We start from the raw sequence: 16,267 nt of genomic DNA, 5'->3' as shown, positions 1-16,267 counted from the left end.
GACAATGACACAAGAAGAAGATATCGCGGCCGAAGCTGCCGTAGAAGCCAATGGTCCGACACATTCGGGTTTCGTTGCGCTGATCGGGCCAACTAATGCCGGCAAGTCGACGCTGGTGAACCGCCTCGTCGGCGCCAAGGTGTCGATCGTCAGTCACAAGGTGCAGACGACGCGCGCGATCGTCCGCGGCATTGCCATTCATGACAATGCCCAGATCGTCTTCATGGATACGCCCGGCATATTCAAGCCGCGCCGTCGGCTCGACCGAGCCATGGTGACTTCTGCCTGGGGCGGCGCCAAGGATGCCGATCTGATCATGCTGCTGATCGACAGCGAGCGCGGTTTGCGCGGCGACGCCGAAGCCATCCTCGAGGGCCTGAAGGAAGTCCAGCAGCCGAAGATCCTGGTGCTCAACAAGATCGACCGCGTCAACCGCGAGGATCTGCTGGCGCTGGCCGCCGCCGCCAATGAGAAGATTGCTTTCGATCGCACTTTCATGATCTCGGCCGAAACCGGTTCCGGTTGCGACGATGTCATGGACTATTTGGCCACCACCTTGCCGGAGGGGCCGTGGTACTATCCGGAAGACCAGATCTCCGATCTCCCCATGCGTCAGCTCGCCGCGGAGATTACCCGCGAAAAGCTGTTCCTGCGCCTGCACCAGGAGCTTCCCTATTCCTCGCATGTCGAAACGGAAAAGTGGGAAGAGCGTAAGGACGGCTCAGTGCGGATCGAGCAGGTGATCTATGTCGAGCGTGACAGCCAGAAGAAGATCGCCCTCGGCAAAGGTGGCGAAACCATCAAGGCGATCTCGACCGCCTCCCGCAAGGAATTGTCGGAAATATTAGAGCAGCCGGTCCATCTCTTCCTCTTCGTCAAGGTCCGCGAGAACTGGGGCGATGACCCCGAGCGGTTCCGCGAAATGGGCCTCGAATTCCCTAAATAAGGACGGCAACGATTTTATCGAGCAGCCTTCAGCCCCTTGTTTCTTAGGAAAAAATCCGTCTCGTTGCGGAACGAATCCGAGCTTTGCGCATTCCTCGGTCAACGGCGGCCAGACGGGCCGTCGTTTGCGCGACCGCGGGGCAGGCATGGCGACGTCGAGACGCATCCATTCATTCAAGACCCCTTGCGAATTATGTCCATTGCGGCCTCTGCCGCATTTCAGGGAGTTCAGCCGAGACGAGCTGGAATTCGTTTCACGTTTCAAACGCGGCGAGCTTGCCGTCGATGCCGGCTCCACCATTCTTGTCGAAGGCGCCCACAGCGCTCATCTTTTCACCGTGCTGTCCGGTTGGGGCTTCCGCTACAAGATGCTTGAGGACGGGCGCCGCCAGATTCTGAATTACATCATGCCGGGCGACCTGATCGGTCTTCAGGGAACGATCGCCGGCGAAATGCAGCATTCCATCGAAGCGCTGTCGCCCGTTTCCCTTTGCGTCTTCGAGCGCGACCGGCTGATGACGCTCTACAACAAACATGCTTCGCTCGCCTTCGACATCACCTGGATTGCAGCGCGCGAAGAGCGGATTTTGGATGAGCATCTCCTCTCCATCGGCCGCCGCACCGCCTTGGAAAGAGCGGCCTATCTGATCGCTTTCCTGTATGAACGCGGCCGGAAGCTCGATCTCTTCAACGGCCGCAAATTCATCCCCATCACTCAACAGCACATCGCCGACACTCTCGGTCTTTCCATCGTTCACACTAACAAGACGCTGAGAAAGCTTGGAGAACGCGGTTTGATCCGCTGGCAGGAACGCGGCTGCGAAGTTCAAAACGGTGAGGAGTTAATGGCGATCGCCGGTTGGGAAGGACTTGGAGAGGGCAAGCGTCCCTTCATTTAGCCCGATGGCCTATGTCTTTTTTAAATGCAGTTAAGCTTTTCGGAAAATAAGGTCGGTCGTCATCTTTCCTCCGATTTTGATTCTTATCGACCGGGCAGAAAAATGGTTTATTCAGAACTGGTGGCGCAATTCACCGATAGCGTGCCATGCGGGGCACCGGAGGGCAATGATGTTGGCGAAAGGGCCAGGGCGCTGCGAAAAGCGCCCGACGAGGGGCGCGGAAGCATGAACGCACTCCGTGTTTTGGTTCTCGAGGACAGTCTGATCATCGCGATGGAGGCGGAGGATATCCTGCGCATGGCCGGTGTCGAGAGCATCGATATTGTCGGCAGTCTCGATCAGGCAAGAGCCGCCATCGCTGCGGAGACGTATGATTTCGCTCTTCTCGACGTCAACCTCGGCGAGGGCATGAGTTTCGGATTTGCCCGCCATCTTCTCGATGCCGGCATCCCCTTCGGTTTTGTCAGTGGCTATTCCGATATACGTGACTTCCCGTGCGACCTTCAGCACATACCGCTGCTGGTGAAGCCGTTCGACGAAAAGGCGATGCGCGAATTCCTGCAGAGGCTTCTGCCGGCTGCGGCCTAACGTAGTCCGTGACGGACGCGGGATCTGCTTGAGAGCGCCTGATGCTATCACTTTGAAACTGCGGGCAATCCTTCGGGAAATCGATTCCGGTTACCCGATTTATGCGCTACGATAAGGTAATCGGTCGCAGGAACTTCTTATGCAGTGGCAGGACCAGGCAATCATTCTGGGTGTCAAACGCCACGGCGAGACGAGCGTCATCGCCGAGGTTATGACGCGTGGTCGCGGCCGTCACCTCGGCCTGGTGCGTTCCGGCCGTTCGCGCGCCATGCAGCCGGTGCTGCAGCCGGGCAATGCCGTCGAGGTCGTCTGGCGCGCCCGGCTCGACGAACATCTCGGCGAATTCCGCCTCGAGCCTGTGACGCTGCGCGCCGCCCGTCTGATGGAAACGGCGACCGCCGTCTACGGGGTCCAGGCGATGGGCGCTCTGCTGCGGCTGCTGCCGGAGCGAGACCCGCATCCGCATCTCTTCGACGCGCTGGAGGTGATCCTCGATCATCTGCACAACCCGGCCGACGCCGGTGAGCTTTTCGTACGTTTCGAGCTGGCGGTGCTGAACGATCTCGGCTTCGGGCTCGATCTTGCCGAATGCGCGGCGACCGGCGCCCGCTCTGATCTCGTCTATGTCTCGCCGAAGTCCGGCCGCGCCGTGAGCCGAAGCGCCGGGGCGCCGTGGGCCGACAAGATGCTGGTCCTGCCGCCCTTCCTCGGTGTCGAAGGCAATCACGCGGCGAACTTCGACAGCCTTGCTGCCGCGTTCCGTCTGACCGGGTTCTTCCTGCACCGCCATGTTTACGAGCCGCGCGGCATCGAGGCTGCGGCAGCCCGTGACGGTTTCGTGCGGGCCGCGCTCAGGGCGCTTGATCCAGCCTCGCGGACGCTTTCCGATCCGAACGGCGTCCCCGCCTGACCTGATTTTTTACTGCTGCAAAATATCCTCCGGATTTGGCGGTTTACCCGCTGATCGGTGGCTCCTATCTCTTGATTGCCAATGAAGGAGGATTCCATGCTGACCAAGACCGCATCACCGACGACGATCACGCTCTGGAACGGTCGCGAAATCCCGCGCCTCGGCATGGGGTGCTGGGCAATCGGCGGCCCTTTCTTCGCTGGTGACACGCCGCTTGGTTGGGGCGAAGTCGACGACAATGAATCCGTCGAAGCGATCGATCGCGCCATCGCGCTCGGCATCCGCTTCTTCGATACTGCCTCGAACTACGGCGCCGGCCACTCGGAAGAGGTGCTCGGCCGGGCGGTCGGCAATCGTGACGACATCATCGTCGCCACCAAATTCGGCTTCGCGACCGATCCGGAGACGAAGCAGGCAATTGGCGCCTTCGCCGATGAGGCGTTCATTCGCAGCTCGGTCGAGACATCGCTGCGCCGTCTCAAGCGCGATCGCCTTGATCTGCTACAGTTTCATATCAATGATTTTCCGCTGGAACAGTCGGATGCTGTCTTCGATACGCTGGAGGCGCTGCGAGCCGAAGGCAAGATCGACGCATTCGGCTGGAGCACCGATTTTCCCGATCGCGCCGCCCGCCATGCCGGCCGCGCCGGCTTTGTCTCGGTCCAGCATACGATGAACGTCTTCGATCCGGTGCCGGAGATGATCGCTGTGATCGAAGGGAAGGGCCTGATTTCCATCAATCGCGGTCCGCTGGCCATGGGGCTGCTCACCGGCAAGTTCACCTCCGACAAGGTAGTGGGCGCCAAGGATGTCCGCGGTGCGGCACTCCCCTGGATGGTCTATTTCAAGGACGGGCGCATGGCTCCGGAATTTGCCGCAAGGCTCGATGCCGTCCGCGATCTCCTGACGTCAGGCGGCCGCACGCTGACACAGGGCGCGCTCGCCTGGCTCCTGGCGAGGTCGCCGCGCACTTTCCCCATTCCGGGCTTCCGCACAATCAGCCAGGTGGAGGAAAATGCCGGCGCACTGGAAAAGGGACCGCTGTCGGCTGACGTCATGGCGGCTATCGACGCCGCACTCGGCATGGGTGAGAGACGGTGAAACTCTCCCCACGCTCCCTCATTCCTGTGCCTGTCACAGCAATGAGGGAGAATGTTGTGATGTATAAGGGACAAAAAGCGCCCTCAGCCCTTCCGCAATTCAACCTACTCTCGTGCGCGAACCTTCATCGCCCAGCCCTCCGGGCGCGCCTCGATGATCTTCACCTCGTCGCCGATGGCGATTCGTCCGCTGCCGCGAGGCGTGACGTTCCAGCCAAAGAGCGGCCCTGGCACACGCCGGTCGGCAGACATGCGGATGCGACCCATGGCCGGCATCGGGTTCGGCCCCTCGCGTGAACCGGTCAACTGGTTCTGCGTCGTCATGATGCAGCGGGAGCAAGGTTTGACGAGATCGAAACGAACGCCTGATATTTCGATCGCCGCCCAGCGATCCTCCGGCCATGCCTCGTCGATGTCTATGACGATGTTCGGACGGAAACGTTCCATTCCGACGCTGCCTTCGCCATGCGCGGCGAGATCGGCATTCAGCGCCTTCAGTGAGCCCGTCGTCGTCACCAGGATCTGGTATCCGTCGGTAAAGGTGACGGGCGAGCCTTCGCCGGCCCATTCGGCGTTCGCCGTCCGCCGTGCCTGCCCGTCGAAGAAGACCAGCCGCACCTCGCGGCCGAGCCATTCGGAAAGCTGCCTGTTGCTGTCGGGATCGGCGACCGCGGCGCTGACGGTCGATTTCCATACGGTCACATCCATGCGGACTTCAGGCCGAGGCGGAGGCACCGCTAGCTCAGACTTTCCCTGCATCAGCAGCCGAAAGGCGCCGGGTTCCGGACGGATCTCGATGCGCGCGAGGTCCGGCAGTTCGCGCTGGGTGATGAAGTGACCGTTCAAATCGGTAATCATCGCCCGCCGGTCGCCGGCAAGCCCCTCGGCGCCAATATCGGCGGCGGGCAGCGCAATGGCGCGAGCGCTCTTGAGCGGGTATATGAAGAGGTCGCTTATGCGCATGCCGTTCTCCCTGGATATAGTTCTCTAGATTTCATCCATGAACGCCGCGAGAAAATCGCGTAGGCTCTTGTCGCGCGCGGCCGCAATCCGGCGGCCGGTCTCGGTCTGGAATCCCTCCGCCAGTTTGAACAGCTTCGTCTGGAAGTGGTCAATGGCATAACGCTTGTCGTCGAAGGGCCGGTTCGTTGCCGCGGGGTCGAAGGGATCGTAGAGTCCCGATCCCATTCGTCCGCCGATATAGAAGCAGCGTGCGACGCCGACCATGCCGATCGCGTCCAGCCGGTCGGCATCCCGCAGGATCTTCGCCTCGAGCGTCTGCGGCGCCACCCCGGCGGAAAAACTATGAGCGGTGATGGCGTGGGCCGCGGCTTCGATATCCGCTTCGCTCCAGCCGAGTTCGGAAAGGATCACTGAAGCCTTTTCCGCCGCCAAGGCCGATGCTTTTGCCCGCAAGGGTGAGTTCTTCTCGACGGCGACGCAGTCGTGCAGCAGCACGGCGGCGGCAAGGATGCGCCCATCTCCGCCTTCTCCCGCATGGATGCGCATGGCGTTCCTGAAGACGCGCAAGATATGGGCAAGATCGTGTGAGCCGTCGTCGCCTTCGGCGGCGTGTGCGATCAGCGCCGCTGCGAGCGTTTCATGAGGGGAGAAGGCTTCGGCCTCGAACATTGTGCCACCTCTTGTCGGAAGAAAAACGTCGAGGAGCGCCGGCCGAAAGCAAAGGGAGCTTCACAGGAAGACGCCGCTACGAAAAACGGAGATATCGAAGCCGGTTTGTAGCGGCTCAACGTGCGAGTCGCAATCGAGGGAGGTCAGCGCTCGAGCGTCTGAAAAGCTGGCGCGCCGCTGCTCTTCGGCGGCGGGGAGAGAAGATGGGGCACGTCACGGACCGGGCGCGGCGGACTGATGTGATAGCCCTGGATCTCGTCGCATTCCTCGCTTTCGAGCAGCGTCAGCTGGGCCGCCGTCTCGACGCCTTCGACGGTGACGCGCATGCCGAGAGCATCGCCGAGCAGGATGATTGCGCGCATGATTGCATGCGCTTCCTTGCTGTCGACGATGTCGTTCACGAAGGATTTGTCGATCTTGATCTTGTCGAAGGGAAAGCTGGAGAGATAGCTCAGCGAGGAATATCCGGTGCCGAAATCGTCCATCGAGATGCGGATGTCGCGGTCCTTCAGGGCATGCAGGATCGGCAGCACCTCGCTGAGGTTTTCCATCAGCACGCTCTCGGTGATTTCCAGTTCGAGCCGCGATGGCGAGAGCCCGGCGGCGGCAAGCGCTTCGCTGACGTCCTGCGTCAGGTTGCCGCTGCGGAACTGGATCGCCGAAACATTGACTGCGACCTTGATGTTTTCCGGCCATTGGGCCGCATCCCTGCAGGCCTGGCGTAAAACCCAGCGGCCGATATCAACGACGAGGCCGACCTCCTCGGCAAGCGGAATGAAATCCATCGGCGGCACTCGGCCTCGGAACGGATGGTTCCAGCGGATCAACGCTTCGAAACCGCAGATCCGCCGCTCGGCAAGATCGTAAAGCGGCTGGTAATGCAACTCGAATTCCCCGTTCTCGACGGCGGCTCGAAGATCTGCCTCCAGCGCATGGCGCAACTGCATTTGCGCTTCCATTTCGCCGGTGAAGAAGCGCTCGCGCTTGCGTCCGTCCGCCTTGGCATGCGACAGCGCCACGCCGGCATTTTTCAGCAGGATATCGGTTTCCCCGCCGTTCTCAGGAGCGATTGCAATACCCATGGAGACGCTGAGCGTCACCTGTTTCTCGCCATTCAGGAATGGCTCGGAAAGCGCGCGGCGGATTTGGTCGGCCAGCACCGTCACGTTTTTAGGCTGCTGCTTACCCGTCTGCAGGATGGCGAATTCGTCCGAACCGAGGCGCGCCAGCGTGTTTTCCGATCCAGCCGAAGCTCGGATGCGCTCCGCAACCTGCTGCAGGATCTTGTCGCCGACCGATACGCCGATCGTGTTGTTGATCGATTTGAAGCGGTCGAGATTGAGATGGACGAGGGCGATCTGCTCGTGCGGCTTGCGCTCGGCGAGCGTCGCATCGACCTGCTCGCGGAAATACATCCGATTGGGAAGACCCGTCAGGGGATCGTGATGGGCGAGATAGGTGATGCGCTGGGCGGCCTTTCGATCCTCGGTGATATCGGCATGAATGGCGATGCTGCTGCCGTCGGAGAGGATGGTCACCACGCTTTGAATGATGCGGCCATCATGCATCTGCCATTCGCGTCGGCGGATGCTGCTGCTTTCTGCCTTGGCGAGGGAAGGTCGCGCTGTCCGCCGGACGCTTTTGGAGGCGGTGCTTTCGTTGCCGCGCATTTTGCCGATGAGTTCGGCAATCGTCGCGCCCGCGGCGATATCTTCCGGCGTCAGTCCGAAGAGCTGAGGGAAGCGGATATTGTAAAGCGTCAGCCGCTGGCCGGCGTCGAAAACGCTGAGGCCGAGCGGCAGGTTGTTCAGGACGATCTCGAAGAGTTTTTTCTGTCCGTCGAACGCTTGACTGAGCGCCGATAGATTCCCTCTCAGCGTCTGGTTTTCCTTTTGAAGGGTTTCCGCACTTCTCTCGATTGCATCATAGTCGCTTTCATGGCCGCGGTAGGTTGCGATCACCAGCTCCATCAGACGCTGCGCGTCAATTGATCCGTCGGCCATGACAGCCTCTGTGCATTGCCGCCAGAAGAGCGCTTCAGCCTTCATGGGAAAGCATCTTGGCTGACGGCAATAGCAAGAGCCGTCCGCGTCTGATGGACGTGCCTCAAAATACCGGACATGAAAACCTTTCTCAGAGAAACCATTGAAATCAATTTTTATGAGTGACGTACGGGTAATGCCTGATGACTATTTTGGAGCGGGCGGATTAATATTCGGTTGCAGTGCAGCAGAAGTGCACGTCGTCAGACAGGTTGCTTTCCATATTGGAAATTACTGGAATACCGGGGCGGGCAGCAGCGGAAACCCGGTTCGAGCGCGCTCCATTAATTTCTGTCAACCATTGTTAACGAGTAGTTAACAACTTATTGACGCACTGCGCAAATCAGTTTAACCACCGAGTCAACAGTGATTTCCCACCTCGTATTGCGTACAAACACCACCGGCAAAAGGCGGTGAATGGAGGTTTGTATGACCCGCACCACATCCGTTTCAGGCACGTCATATGCGTATCTTGCGACACTTTCACGGCTAGATCTAAACGGCGACGGCGTATTGAGCCGCGGCGAACGTGCCGCCGATGAGAAGCCAGGCATCATCAAGGAACTCCTGGAGGAAGACATGGGCAGCGAGACTCAGCCCAAATTTTCCGGCAGTCTGATTGCGCTGATGATGGATACCCACGACAGCGGCACGACAAGCAGCATCGCCGTGCCCTATCCGCTGCAGCAGAGCGCGTCTGCGACCGGCAGCCAATCCGACGATCTCTACCGCAACACCTACGGCCAGTTCGATTTCGACGCCGTCGCCTGACGATAGCATCGTTCACGTGATCTGAAGCCGGCCCGTTGGTCGGCTTTTCTCATTGGATGCTCCGCAGAGGAACACCTTCCGGGCTGAGACGTTCAGAAGGACATCCGGACGGAAGGAGATCTCCATGAAAGCCATGCGCATCATCGCCGCCCTGAGCCTGCTGGCCCTTGCCTTGCCGGCAAGTGCCCAGGACAAGCAGACGGCGGTCGCCAATTTCGTCGGCGAGGACGGCAAGGAAAATGGTCGGGCCCAATTGACGGCCGCCGCCAATGGCGGCGTTCTAATCGAAGTGGAGATATCGGGGCTGCCGGCGAATAAATGGGTGGCCTTTCATGTTCACGAAACCGGCCGCTGCGACGCGGCAAGCCATTACGAATCGGCAGGCGGTCATTTCAACCCGGGCTCTGCCGAACACGGCATTCTCGCCGCCAAGGGGCCGCATGCCGGCGACATGCCCAACCAGTATGTTGGACAGGATGGCGTGCTCAGAGCTCAGATCTTCGATGGCATGGTCACGCTCGATGGCAAGAAAGATGGCATTCGCGGCCGCGCATTGATGGTGCACGCCAATTCCGACGATTATCGCAGTCAGCCTTCCGGTGGCGCCGGGGAAAGACTTGCTTGCGGCGTGGTCGAATAGGCCGACGATCGCCCCGCGCTGCAATGTTTCACTGCCGTGTTGGCTCTTCCGCCGCCGTGCCGTTAGACCTTTTTCCCAGCGCGGAATTTCCACCGTCCCGCACAGCGGCCGGATCGCCCTTTTCGTCAAAGGCAAGTTTTACCCGCTTCACCATGTCGCGGCTGACCTGCCACCAGTCACCGGTCTTTGCCCAGTAGCGTAGCGTTAGCGATATCGTGCTGTCACCGAGCGCGTCGATGAAAACGCTGGGTGCCGGTGACGGCAGCACCCTTGGGTTGCCTTTGGCAATGCCCATCAAGGTCTCCATCGCCTGATCGAGGTCGTCTTCACGAGAAATGTTGATTTTCAAGTCGTTCTGCCGCGTAGGCTCACGGCTGAAGTTGGTTATCGGCGTGTTCCACAGCGTTGAATTCGGCGCCAGCCGATAGAGCCCGTCGCCGGTTCTGAGTTCAGTCGCAAACAATCCGACCTCGCGCACCGTGCCGGCCACGCTGCTGGTTTCGATATATTCGCCGACCCGAAACGGCCTGAGGATCAGGAGCATGATGCCGGCCGCGATATTCTGTAGTGTCCCTTGCAGCGCCAGCCCGATCGCCAGGCCGGCTGCGCCGAGGGCGGCGATGATCGAGGCGGTCTGGACGCCGAATTGGCCGAGCACGGTGATGAACACCAGAATCAGAAGCGCATAACGCACCACATTGGTGAAGAATCGCGCCAGTGTCTCGTCGATGCCATGGATGCGTGACAGGCCCTCATAGGCCCAGCGGCTGACAAAGCCGGCCAGCGCCCAACCGATGACGAGCAGGATCAACGCCCCGAGAATGGAGAAGGAATATTGGACTGCAAGTGCGCTTGCCTGGCTAAGTGCCGTGCGGGTGGCGAGAAGGACATCGGCTGCTTGTTGTTCCATGATCTGGCCCTGTGGAGATTGCGAGGTCGAGGCCAAGATGGAGCAGACGCCAGCAGCGTCAACCGCAGACAGGGTTCCGGATCGCCAGCAGGAAGGGCGCATTGCCGTCCGCATCGGCGCCACGCCCGATCGCCCTTACCGCCGCAACCAGCCGGCCGCCGCGGCTAAGCAAGGTGTCACCGATCTCGACCAGCCGGGTGTTCGGAGTTGCGAAAGGTGAAGCGGCGCGCAGCCGACGGACAAGCTCTTCCTCGTCCTGATCCGGCGCGATCGACAGAGCGGCGATGAGTGCCGCGGCCGGTGATCGCGACACGCCCATCCAGCAATGGATGAGCAGCGGGGTCTCCTGCCGCCACGATGCGGCAAACTCGATGATCGCCTGTACATGCGTTTCGTCAGGCGCCACGAGACCGCCCGTGCCCTTGAAGGTGATGTCGTTCATCGAAAGCGTCAGGTGACGATCGGGCGCGATCACACCCGGCCGATGAAAGGCCTGTTCTTTGGCGATCAGGCTGATCATGTCACGCGCCTTGTGGCGCACCGCCATTTCGGCGATGCGCGAGAGCGGCGAGACGACGATCAAGCTCACGATACCATCCCCCGCTCGGCCTCGATCGCCGCAAAGCGCTCGCAGAACAGCCGCTGGGCTTCCAGCGCCGGCAAAGGTTCGATCAGCAACATCTCCTTGCTGATGCCGCGCGGCTGGCCGAAGAATTTCTGCGCCTCGGCGGGCGTGAAGCCGGCAAGTACCGTCGCCTCGAAATAAGCCGCGATCGTGTCGGCCTTCTTGATCCGGTCCTTGAGATCGCGCGATGGGTGAGGCGGCAGGCCGAAGCGCAGGTGCACGGCGGCCTCCAGCCGCATTTCCACCGCCTTGTAGCCGCCACCGACCACGGATTTGAACGGCGAGATCATGTCGCCGATCACATATTCAGGCGCGTCATGGAGCAGCGCCATCAGACATTCCTCCGGCCGCGCATTGTTGAAACGGCGGAAAATATCTTCGACGACGAGGCTGTGCTGCGCCACCGAAAAGGCATGATCGCCCGATGTCTGGCCGTTCCAGCGTGCTACGCGCGCGAGACCATGGGCGATATCGGCGAGTTCGACATCGAGCGGCGAGGGGTCGAGCAGGTCGAGCCTGCGCCCGGACAGCATGCGTTGCCAGGCACGCGGAGCTTTGGCCGTCACGCGCTGGCCTCGTCTGCGCTGGTGGGAAAGACAAGTCCGGACCATTGCGGCAGGGCGAGAGAAACCGGCGTTTGGCCGGCCAGCAGCGGCGTGCCTTCCGCCATTGCAGCACCGGCGCGGTCGATTCGCACGATCGCAAGCCCGCTGCCTCCCTCGACCGAACCGAGTGTCCCCACCGGCTTGCCGGCGGCGGTGATCTCCGTGCCCGCTAGAGGCAAGGCCGTAGCGGCGGACACGGTGACAACTCGCCGGCGCGCAGTGCCGCGGTGCTGCATGCGCGAGACGACCTCCTGGCCGACATAGCAGCCTTTCTTGAAGGAGAGGCCGCCGTTCAGGTCCATCAGCACGTCATGCGGGAAGGCGTCCTGCAGGGCAAAGTCGGATCCCGAGGTGACGATACCGTGGCGGATGCGCAAGCTCTCATAGAGTGACAGCGCATCATCGCCATGCTTTCCTGCCCGGCGGCGCAGCGGGACACCTGCCTTGGCGAAGCGGCTGTCTCGGGCACCTCCGATGCGATCAGCATCCTCGCCCCAGCAAACGGTAATGCCATTCTCAGGCTGAGGCGTAAGCGTAACGGCGGCCCGCAGCCTGTACATCGTCAGCCGCTTCGCCAGCCCTTCGAGCTGGGCCGCATCCGTTTCAATCATGTAGCCGTCGCAGTCCCGCCAGACCATGAAATCGAACAGGATCTTCCCCTGCGGCGTCAGCAGTGCTCCAGGCCGCGCCTCATCGGGCGCAAGCGAAACAATATCGGTGGTGATCAGGTTCTGCAGGAAGGATTGGGCGTCCGCGCCGCCGACGGAGAGCAGTGGGCGGTCTTTCAGGAATACGGCTGGCATGGCGGAACCTGTCGCGTTGGTCATCGCTCAGAGGTATGACTTCGTGGAGTGGATCGCAAGGTCATGCGACATGCGGAAGGCGCATGCGAGGCGGCGTCAGTCGCCCGCTGTGAAGAACTTCCACTTGCCGTCAGGCGTAATGCCGAGGCGGTAGAAATTATAGCCACCGAATTCCTGCATGTCGGAAAGGTCGCCGGCGGTCACGATGCGCAACAGCTCGACTCGCTCCGGCGGTGTCAGCGACTTCAGATCCTTCTCGGCAAAATAGGGCCAGACATACATATCGTCGGCTGTGCCTTGGCCGACATGAACGAAACCGGTCGAGACGATATCGAGCATGATGGCTAGAATTTCATCTCCGTCGGGATCGCCGGAGAGATCTTTCAGCGTGCCGATCGGGTCGTCGGTTGCTTCACCCACCGTCACCTGCGTCTGGTCTTTGCCGGTGCCCATCAGCGGTCGCAACCGTTCGAGATCGCCGGAAGCGGCGGCCTCGACAATCTGTTGGCGCATTTTGCGAACCGGCTCGGGCGCCTTGTTGATGTCGTAAATTACCTCGACCGGCTTGGATGCGTCCTGGGCGCCCGGCGTCTTGTCGACGCCCTCACTGTTCTGGCTGTTGACCAGCGGCTCGGCCATGGGAACGCCGGGGGTGGTGCCCTGGGGCTGGTTCTCCCCCTCAGCACTTCCCTGTGCGGGCGGCGCCTCGTTGGGGGCTTGGCCGGGGATCTTATGGAGTTCGGAAAGCGCATAGGCCGAGGGCGCGAGGAAGGCATTGCCGGCGGCAAGGCTGAACGCAAGCAACACCGGCGCGAGCCGAATTCGCGAAACTTTCTCTTTACCGATGGGCATCGAACTCTCTGAATAATTATTGCAGGGTGCGGTTGGCGGAGAATTCGCCGGCAAGCATACGGTCGCGCAGCGAATCGAGCAGAGCTTCGGCGCTGTTTTCCCCGTGCAATCGGATGGTTTCGCGCAGGGCATGCGCGATGGCGGCATCAGCTATGATCTCCGGCTCGATCCCATCGGCCATGCCGTCGGCCCAAGCCTCGTTCTGGTACTCCAGAGCCGCCTGCATCTTTTCGTGGACGATCATGTCGTCGATGTCGTTGAGGCTTGCTTCCATTGTCTTTTCCTCAGAACTTCTCATGTCTTACTGCACCGTTAATAACACTAACAGCCTTTTCCCAAAACGACACGTCCGCATGCGAAAACAGGTTAATTAAATGTCAATTTCCAAAGCGCGAAGTAATTTCTGTGGCGAGTGTTGCACCTTCGTTACGGTAGCGCTCTTCTGCCACGATGGCCGCCGGGGTGCAATCCGTATAGACGGAGGCGAAGGCGCGATACCCGCGATTGAAGGCCGCAGTCAACCTTTCCTTGCGCTGCGGCTCGTTACCCGTCTCCGAATCGAGCAACTGCTTCATGCCTTCCCGCCACTCATCGCCGCCCGCCGCCTTGCAGAGCGTTCTCAGATAATGCACCGAACCCAGCACTTCGGCGAGCCGCGCCAGCTTGTCGTCATAGGGCACGGGCACGGCCGCGACCGGCGGCGCAATCTCCTCCTGCGCAGGCGCCGTATTCTTACCCTGAGCCATGGTGGGCCCGGCAAGCACGAGCAGGGACAGGACAACGCGTCGAACGGGAATCATGCTTCCACTTGATACGTTGAGCGTGACGGCAACAAGGCGCGTCTGAAAGTTTCCACTTCTATTCACCGCCCGCCAGCCGTTCCGCGCATTCGAGCACGCTTTGCGGCACAGGCAGTCGCCGGATCTCCTCTACCGTATACCAGCCGAGCGCCGCCGCATCGTCGGCGGCTTCCGCCACCATTTCCCGGTCGGCGTCGACGCAAAAGACTGACAGGAAGAAATGGCTCCTGATGCTGCCATCCGGCCCATGCGTCTTGAGGTCATAGGTAGAGAACAGCCGCGGATTGTGCGCCGAGATGCCGGTTTCCTCGCGGAACTCGCGCAGCGCGGTCTGCTCCGGCGTTTCGCCCGGCTCGGCGCGGCCGCCGGGAAAGGCATACATGTCGGCAGAGGGCGGGTTGCGTCGCAATACCAGAAGGAATCGCCCGTCGCGTTCGAGAATGGCGGAGGAGGCGGCTTTAGCGGTGGAGGTCATGGCTGCTCTTGCTGTGACGGCCTATTCGATCTGACGGGCTGATGATTGCGGATCGCGGCTGCGGGCCGGCCCGATTTTCCTGTGGGATAGCTCCCAAGACAAGCCCCAAAAAATTGCGCAGCGGTTCGCGAAATAACGACATCTGTGCAACAAGGAGGCAAAAAATATTCGAAAGGGCTTTGCGTGACCTATATCATTTACGCGTTTGCCGCCGTTTTCGAGATCGCCGGCTGCTTCACCTTCTGGGCATGGCTCAAGCTTGAGAAACCGATCTGGTGGCTGGCGCCGGGCATGATCTCGCTTGCGCTTTTCGCCTGGCTTCTGACGCTGGTGCCGAGCGATGCCGCCGGTCGAACCTTCGCAGCCTATGGCGGCATCTACATTCTTGCTTCGCTCTCCTGGCTGTGGCTGATCGAAGGCCGGGTGCCCGATCGTTTTGATATCGGCGGCGGACTGATCTGCCTTGCCGGGGCGAGCGTCATCCTCTTTGCGCCGCGCGCCTGAAACCGTCACGCAAAAGCATGCAACGCGCCTTGACCGGACTCGGGCCGGCTGCAAAGACAGGACGATGTGTGGACGTTTCGCCCTGACAAGTTCCAGCGCCGACCTGCGCGACTTCTTCTCCGGTCTCGATCTCGAGGACTTCCCGGCGCGCTACAACATCGCCCCGACGCAGCCGATCCTCGTGGTCATGGCAGGCGAGGGCCGGGAGCGGGGCAGCAATCTGCCCGATCGTCGCGCCGTTCTCGTGCGATGGGGCTTCACGCCAGGTTGGGTCAAGGATCCGAGGGATTTCCCGCTGCTGATCAACGCGCGCGCCGAGACCGCGATCGGCAAGGCCTCGTTTCGAGCGGCGATGCGTCATCGCCGCGTGCTTATTCCGGCCTCAGGTTTTTACGAATGGCATCGCCCCTCCAGGGAGAGCGGCGGCAAGTCGCAGGCCTATTGGATCAGGCCGCGCCGGGGCGGGGTTGTCGCCTTTGCCGGGCTGATGGAGACATGGTCCTCGGCCGATGGCTCGGAGGTCGATACCGGTGCGATCCTGACGACGTCAGCCAATGCGGACATCTCCGCGATCCACGATCGCATGCCTGTCGTCATCAAACCGGAGGACTTCTCGCGCTGGCTCGATTGCAAGACGCAGGAACCGCGCGAGGTGGTCGACCTGATGCAGCCTGCTCAGGGCGATTTCTTCGAGGCTATCCCGGTTTCCGACAAGGTCAACAAGGTTGCCAATATGGGGCCGGACCTGCAAGAGCCGGTTGTCGTCGAAAGACCGCCTGAGGCGCCTGCGAAACAAAAGCCGGATCACGGCCAGCTGAGTTTTCTCTAAAACGGCGCAGCGCTTCCGGCACCGCGGCCTGCTCGGCTTACCCGCAATGCCGGAGGCACGTCACCAAGCATGCCGCAGTCTTGGGATGACGGCATGCCGCAAAACGTGAAGCGCGGATGTGCCGTTCGAAGCTCGGCACCTCAAGCGGATTTCTTGACGCCGTCCGGCTTGTTCTTTGTCATCAATGATGCCGCGGCAACGGCCTTCAAGCCGACCGGGCGATAGTTGGCGGCGAGGTCTGGCTTGGCCGCCTGTTGTTCGCCGGCACTGCTCTTCTTCGAAGTCACGATACTCTCCTTGCGTGTTGCTTCCCTGAGTATTTTTGTATTTTGCTATT

21 protein-coding genes are annotated in these 16,267 nt (G+C 60.9%); 9 read left to right on the top strand and 12 right to left on the bottom strand.

The features are described from left to right. The first annotated feature begins 4 nt into the window (after nt 1-4). The 5 genes from era (at nt 5) to FHT70_RS06490 (ending at nt 4,443) form a co-directional block, all read left to right on the top strand. On the top strand, nt 5-946 hold the full coding sequence (era, locus tag FHT70_RS06510; RefSeq protein ID WP_085777593.1) for a GTPase Era: 942 nt from the start codon (nt 5-7) through the stop codon (nt 944-946). Between the two features lie 145 nt (nt 947-1,091). After that, nucleotides 1,092-1,844, top strand: coding sequence for a Crp/Fnr family transcriptional regulator (locus FHT70_RS06505; RefSeq protein WP_097598520.1), 753 nt, complete (start codon nt 1,092-1,094; stop codon nt 1,842-1,844). 102 nt (nt 1,845-1,946) lie between these two features. Continuing rightward, a complete protein-coding gene (locus FHT70_RS06500; protein WP_183699649.1) occupies nt 1,947-2,432 on the top strand; it encodes a hypothetical protein in 486 nt (161 codons plus the stop codon). A 139-nt stretch (nt 2,433-2,571) separates the two neighbouring features. Beyond that, nucleotides 2,572-3,342: a DNA repair protein RecO gene (gene recO / locus FHT70_RS06495; protein ID WP_183699648.1), complete on the top strand. Its 771-nt coding sequence runs from the start codon at nt 2,572-2,574 to the stop codon at nt 3,340-3,342. 96 nt (nt 3,343-3,438) lie between these two features. Continuing rightward, on the top strand, nt 3,439-4,443 hold the full coding sequence (locus tag FHT70_RS06490) for an aldo/keto reductase (RefSeq protein WP_183699646.1): 1,005 nt from the start codon (nt 3,439-3,441) through the stop codon (nt 4,441-4,443). A 104-nt stretch (nt 4,444-4,547) separates the two neighbouring features. On the opposite strand, the gene FHT70_RS06485 is transcribed toward FHT70_RS06490, so the two are convergent. The 3 genes from FHT70_RS06485 to FHT70_RS06475 form a co-directional block, all read right to left on the bottom strand. Further along, entirely contained in the window at nt 4,548-5,405 is an 858-nt protein-coding gene (locus FHT70_RS06485; protein ID WP_183699644.1) for an MOSC domain-containing protein, read from the bottom strand. Nucleotides 5,406-5,429: 24 nt separating this feature from the next. After that, nucleotides 5,430-6,074, bottom strand: a complete 645-nt coding sequence (locus FHT70_RS06480; RefSeq protein ID WP_183699642.1) for an HD domain-containing protein — start codon at nt 6,072-6,074, stop codon at nt 5,430-5,432. 143 nt (nt 6,075-6,217) lie between these two features. Next, nucleotides 6,218-8,122 (bottom strand): EAL domain-containing protein, encoded by a 1,905-nt coding sequence (locus FHT70_RS06475; protein WP_183699640.1) that lies wholly within the window; start codon nt 8,120-8,122, stop codon nt 6,218-6,220. A gap of 423 nt (nt 8,123-8,545) precedes the next feature. Here FHT70_RS06475 and FHT70_RS06470 point away from each other — a divergent pair, with 423 nt between their 5' ends. Together FHT70_RS06470 and FHT70_RS06465 are read left to right on the top strand one after the other, a co-directional pair. Then, entirely contained in the window at nt 8,546-8,887 is a 342-nt protein-coding gene (locus FHT70_RS06470; protein ID WP_246721760.1) for a hypothetical protein, read from the top strand. A gap of 124 nt (nt 8,888-9,011) precedes the next feature. Next, nucleotides 9,012-9,527, top strand: coding sequence for a superoxide dismutase family protein (locus FHT70_RS06465; RefSeq protein ID WP_183699636.1), 516 nt, complete (start codon nt 9,012-9,014; stop codon nt 9,525-9,527). Between the two features lie 28 nt (nt 9,528-9,555). Here the strand turns inward: FHT70_RS06465 and FHT70_RS06460 are convergent, their stop codons facing one another. The 8 genes from FHT70_RS06460 to FHT70_RS06425 all read right to left on the bottom strand — a co-directional run bounded on the left by FHT70_RS06460 (nt 9,556) and on the right by FHT70_RS06425 (nt 14,597). Beyond that, nucleotides 9,556-10,437, bottom strand: coding sequence for a mechanosensitive ion channel domain-containing protein (locus FHT70_RS06460; protein WP_183699634.1), 882 nt, complete (start codon nt 10,435-10,437; stop codon nt 9,556-9,558). A gap of 58 nt (nt 10,438-10,495) precedes the next feature. Continuing rightward, on the bottom strand, nt 10,496-11,026 hold the full coding sequence (locus FHT70_RS06455; protein ID WP_183699632.1) for a tyrosine phosphatase family protein: 531 nt from the start codon (nt 11,024-11,026) through the stop codon (nt 10,496-10,498). Continuing rightward, entirely contained in the window at nt 11,023-11,595 is a 573-nt protein-coding gene (locus tag FHT70_RS06450) for an HD family hydrolase (protein ID WP_085780026.1), read from the bottom strand. The genes FHT70_RS06455 and FHT70_RS06450 overlap by 4 nt, the downstream gene beginning before the upstream one ends. Before the next feature lie 29 nt (nt 11,596-11,624). Then, nucleotides 11,625-12,470, bottom strand: coding sequence for a folate-binding protein YgfZ (locus FHT70_RS06445; protein WP_183699630.1), 846 nt, complete (start codon nt 12,468-12,470; stop codon nt 11,625-11,627). A 96-nt stretch (nt 12,471-12,566) separates the two neighbouring features. Continuing rightward, nucleotides 12,567-13,322 carry a hypothetical protein gene (locus FHT70_RS06440; protein ID WP_183699628.1) on the bottom strand — a complete coding sequence of 252 codons (756 nt, stop codon included), beginning with the start codon at nt 13,320-13,322 and terminating at the stop codon, nt 12,567-12,569. A gap of 16 nt (nt 13,323-13,338) precedes the next feature. Next, entirely contained in the window at nt 13,339-13,596 is a 258-nt protein-coding gene (locus FHT70_RS06435; RefSeq protein WP_020920882.1) for a hypothetical protein, read from the bottom strand. 103 nt (nt 13,597-13,699) lie between these two features. Continuing rightward, complete coding sequence (locus FHT70_RS06430) at nt 13,700-14,122, bottom strand: TIGR02301 family protein (RefSeq protein ID WP_085777606.1); 423 nt, start codon at nt 14,120-14,122, stop codon at nt 13,700-13,702. 58 nt (nt 14,123-14,180) lie between these two features. Next, complete coding sequence (locus tag FHT70_RS06425) at nt 14,181-14,597, bottom strand: NUDIX domain-containing protein (protein WP_085859061.1); 417 nt, start codon at nt 14,595-14,597, stop codon at nt 14,181-14,183. Nucleotides 14,598-14,780: 183 nt separating this feature from the next. Here FHT70_RS06425 and FHT70_RS06420 point away from each other — a divergent pair, with 183 nt between their 5' ends. Together FHT70_RS06420 and FHT70_RS06415 are read left to right on the top strand one after the other, a co-directional pair. After that, complete coding sequence (locus tag FHT70_RS06420) at nt 14,781-15,101, top strand: YnfA family protein (RefSeq protein WP_183699626.1); 321 nt, start codon at nt 14,781-14,783, stop codon at nt 15,099-15,101. Nucleotides 15,102-15,165: 64 nt separating this feature from the next. Further along, complete coding sequence (locus FHT70_RS06415) at nt 15,166-15,930, top strand: SOS response-associated peptidase (RefSeq protein WP_183699624.1); 765 nt, start codon at nt 15,166-15,168, stop codon at nt 15,928-15,930. A gap of 140 nt (nt 15,931-16,070) precedes the next feature. Here the strand turns inward: FHT70_RS06415 and FHT70_RS06410 are convergent, their stop codons facing one another. Beyond that, a complete protein-coding gene (locus tag FHT70_RS06410) occupies nt 16,071-16,217 on the bottom strand; it encodes a hypothetical protein (RefSeq protein ID WP_176536258.1) in 147 nt (48 codons plus the stop codon). Nucleotides 16,218-16,267: the final 50 nt, after the last annotated feature.

Origin of the sequence: Rhizobium sp. BK049, from assembly GCF_014193135.1 — a bacterium.
GTDB lineage: Bacteria > Pseudomonadota > Alphaproteobacteria > Rhizobiales > Rhizobiaceae > Rhizobium.
This window is presented reverse-complemented; position numbering and strand designations above follow the sequence as displayed.

Excerpts from the sequence above, each read along its gene's own strand:
- era (WP_085777593.1), top strand. The coding sequence starts at position 5 with ATGACACAAGAAGAAGATATCGCGGCCGAAGCTGCCGTAGAAGCCAAT.
- FHT70_RS06505 (WP_097598520.1), top strand. The coding sequence starts at position 1,092 with ATGGCGACGTCGAGACGCATCCATTCATTCAAGACCCCTTGCGAATTA.
- FHT70_RS06500 (WP_183699649.1), top strand. The coding sequence starts at position 1,947 with ATGGTTTATTCAGAACTGGTGGCGCAATTCACCGATAGCGTGCCATGC.
- recO (WP_183699648.1), top strand. The coding sequence starts at position 2,572 with ATGCAGTGGCAGGACCAGGCAATCATTCTGGGTGTCAAACGCCACGGC.
- FHT70_RS06490 (WP_183699646.1), top strand. The coding sequence starts at position 3,439 with ATGCTGACCAAGACCGCATCACCGACGACGATCACGCTCTGGAACGGT.
- FHT70_RS06485 (WP_183699644.1), bottom strand. The coding sequence starts at position 5,405 with ATGCGCATAAGCGACCTCTTCATATACCCGCTCAAGAGCGCTCGCGCC.
- FHT70_RS06480 (WP_183699642.1), bottom strand. The coding sequence starts at position 6,074 with ATGTTCGAGGCCGAAGCCTTCTCCCCTCATGAAACGCTCGCAGCGGCG.
- FHT70_RS06475 (WP_183699640.1), bottom strand. The coding sequence starts at position 8,122 with ATGAAGGCTGAAGCGCTCTTCTGGCGGCAATGCACAGAGGCTGTCATG.
- FHT70_RS06470 (WP_246721760.1), top strand. The coding sequence starts at position 8,546 with ATGACCCGCACCACATCCGTTTCAGGCACGTCATATGCGTATCTTGCG.
- FHT70_RS06465 (WP_183699636.1), top strand. The coding sequence starts at position 9,012 with ATGAAAGCCATGCGCATCATCGCCGCCCTGAGCCTGCTGGCCCTTGCC.
- FHT70_RS06460 (WP_183699634.1), bottom strand. The coding sequence starts at position 10,437 with ATGGAACAACAAGCAGCCGATGTCCTTCTCGCCACCCGCACGGCACTT.
- FHT70_RS06450 (WP_085780026.1), bottom strand. The coding sequence starts at position 11,595 with ATGCTGTCCGGGCGCAGGCTCGACCTGCTCGACCCCTCGCCGCTCGAT.
- FHT70_RS06445 (WP_183699630.1), bottom strand. The coding sequence starts at position 12,470 with ATGCCAGCCGTATTCCTGAAAGACCGCCCACTGCTCTCCGTCGGCGGC.
- FHT70_RS06440 (WP_183699628.1), bottom strand. The coding sequence starts at position 13,322 with ATGCCCATCGGTAAAGAGAAAGTTTCGCGAATTCGGCTCGCGCCGGTG.
- FHT70_RS06435 (WP_020920882.1), bottom strand. The coding sequence starts at position 13,596 with ATGGAAGCAAGCCTCAACGACATCGACGACATGATCGTCCACGAAAAG.
- FHT70_RS06430 (WP_085777606.1), bottom strand. The coding sequence starts at position 14,122 with ATGATTCCCGTTCGACGCGTTGTCCTGTCCCTGCTCGTGCTTGCCGGG.
- FHT70_RS06425 (WP_085859061.1), bottom strand. The coding sequence starts at position 14,597 with ATGACCTCCACCGCTAAAGCCGCCTCCTCCGCCATTCTCGAACGCGAC.
- FHT70_RS06415 (WP_183699624.1), top strand. The coding sequence starts at position 15,166 with ATGTGTGGACGTTTCGCCCTGACAAGTTCCAGCGCCGACCTGCGCGAC.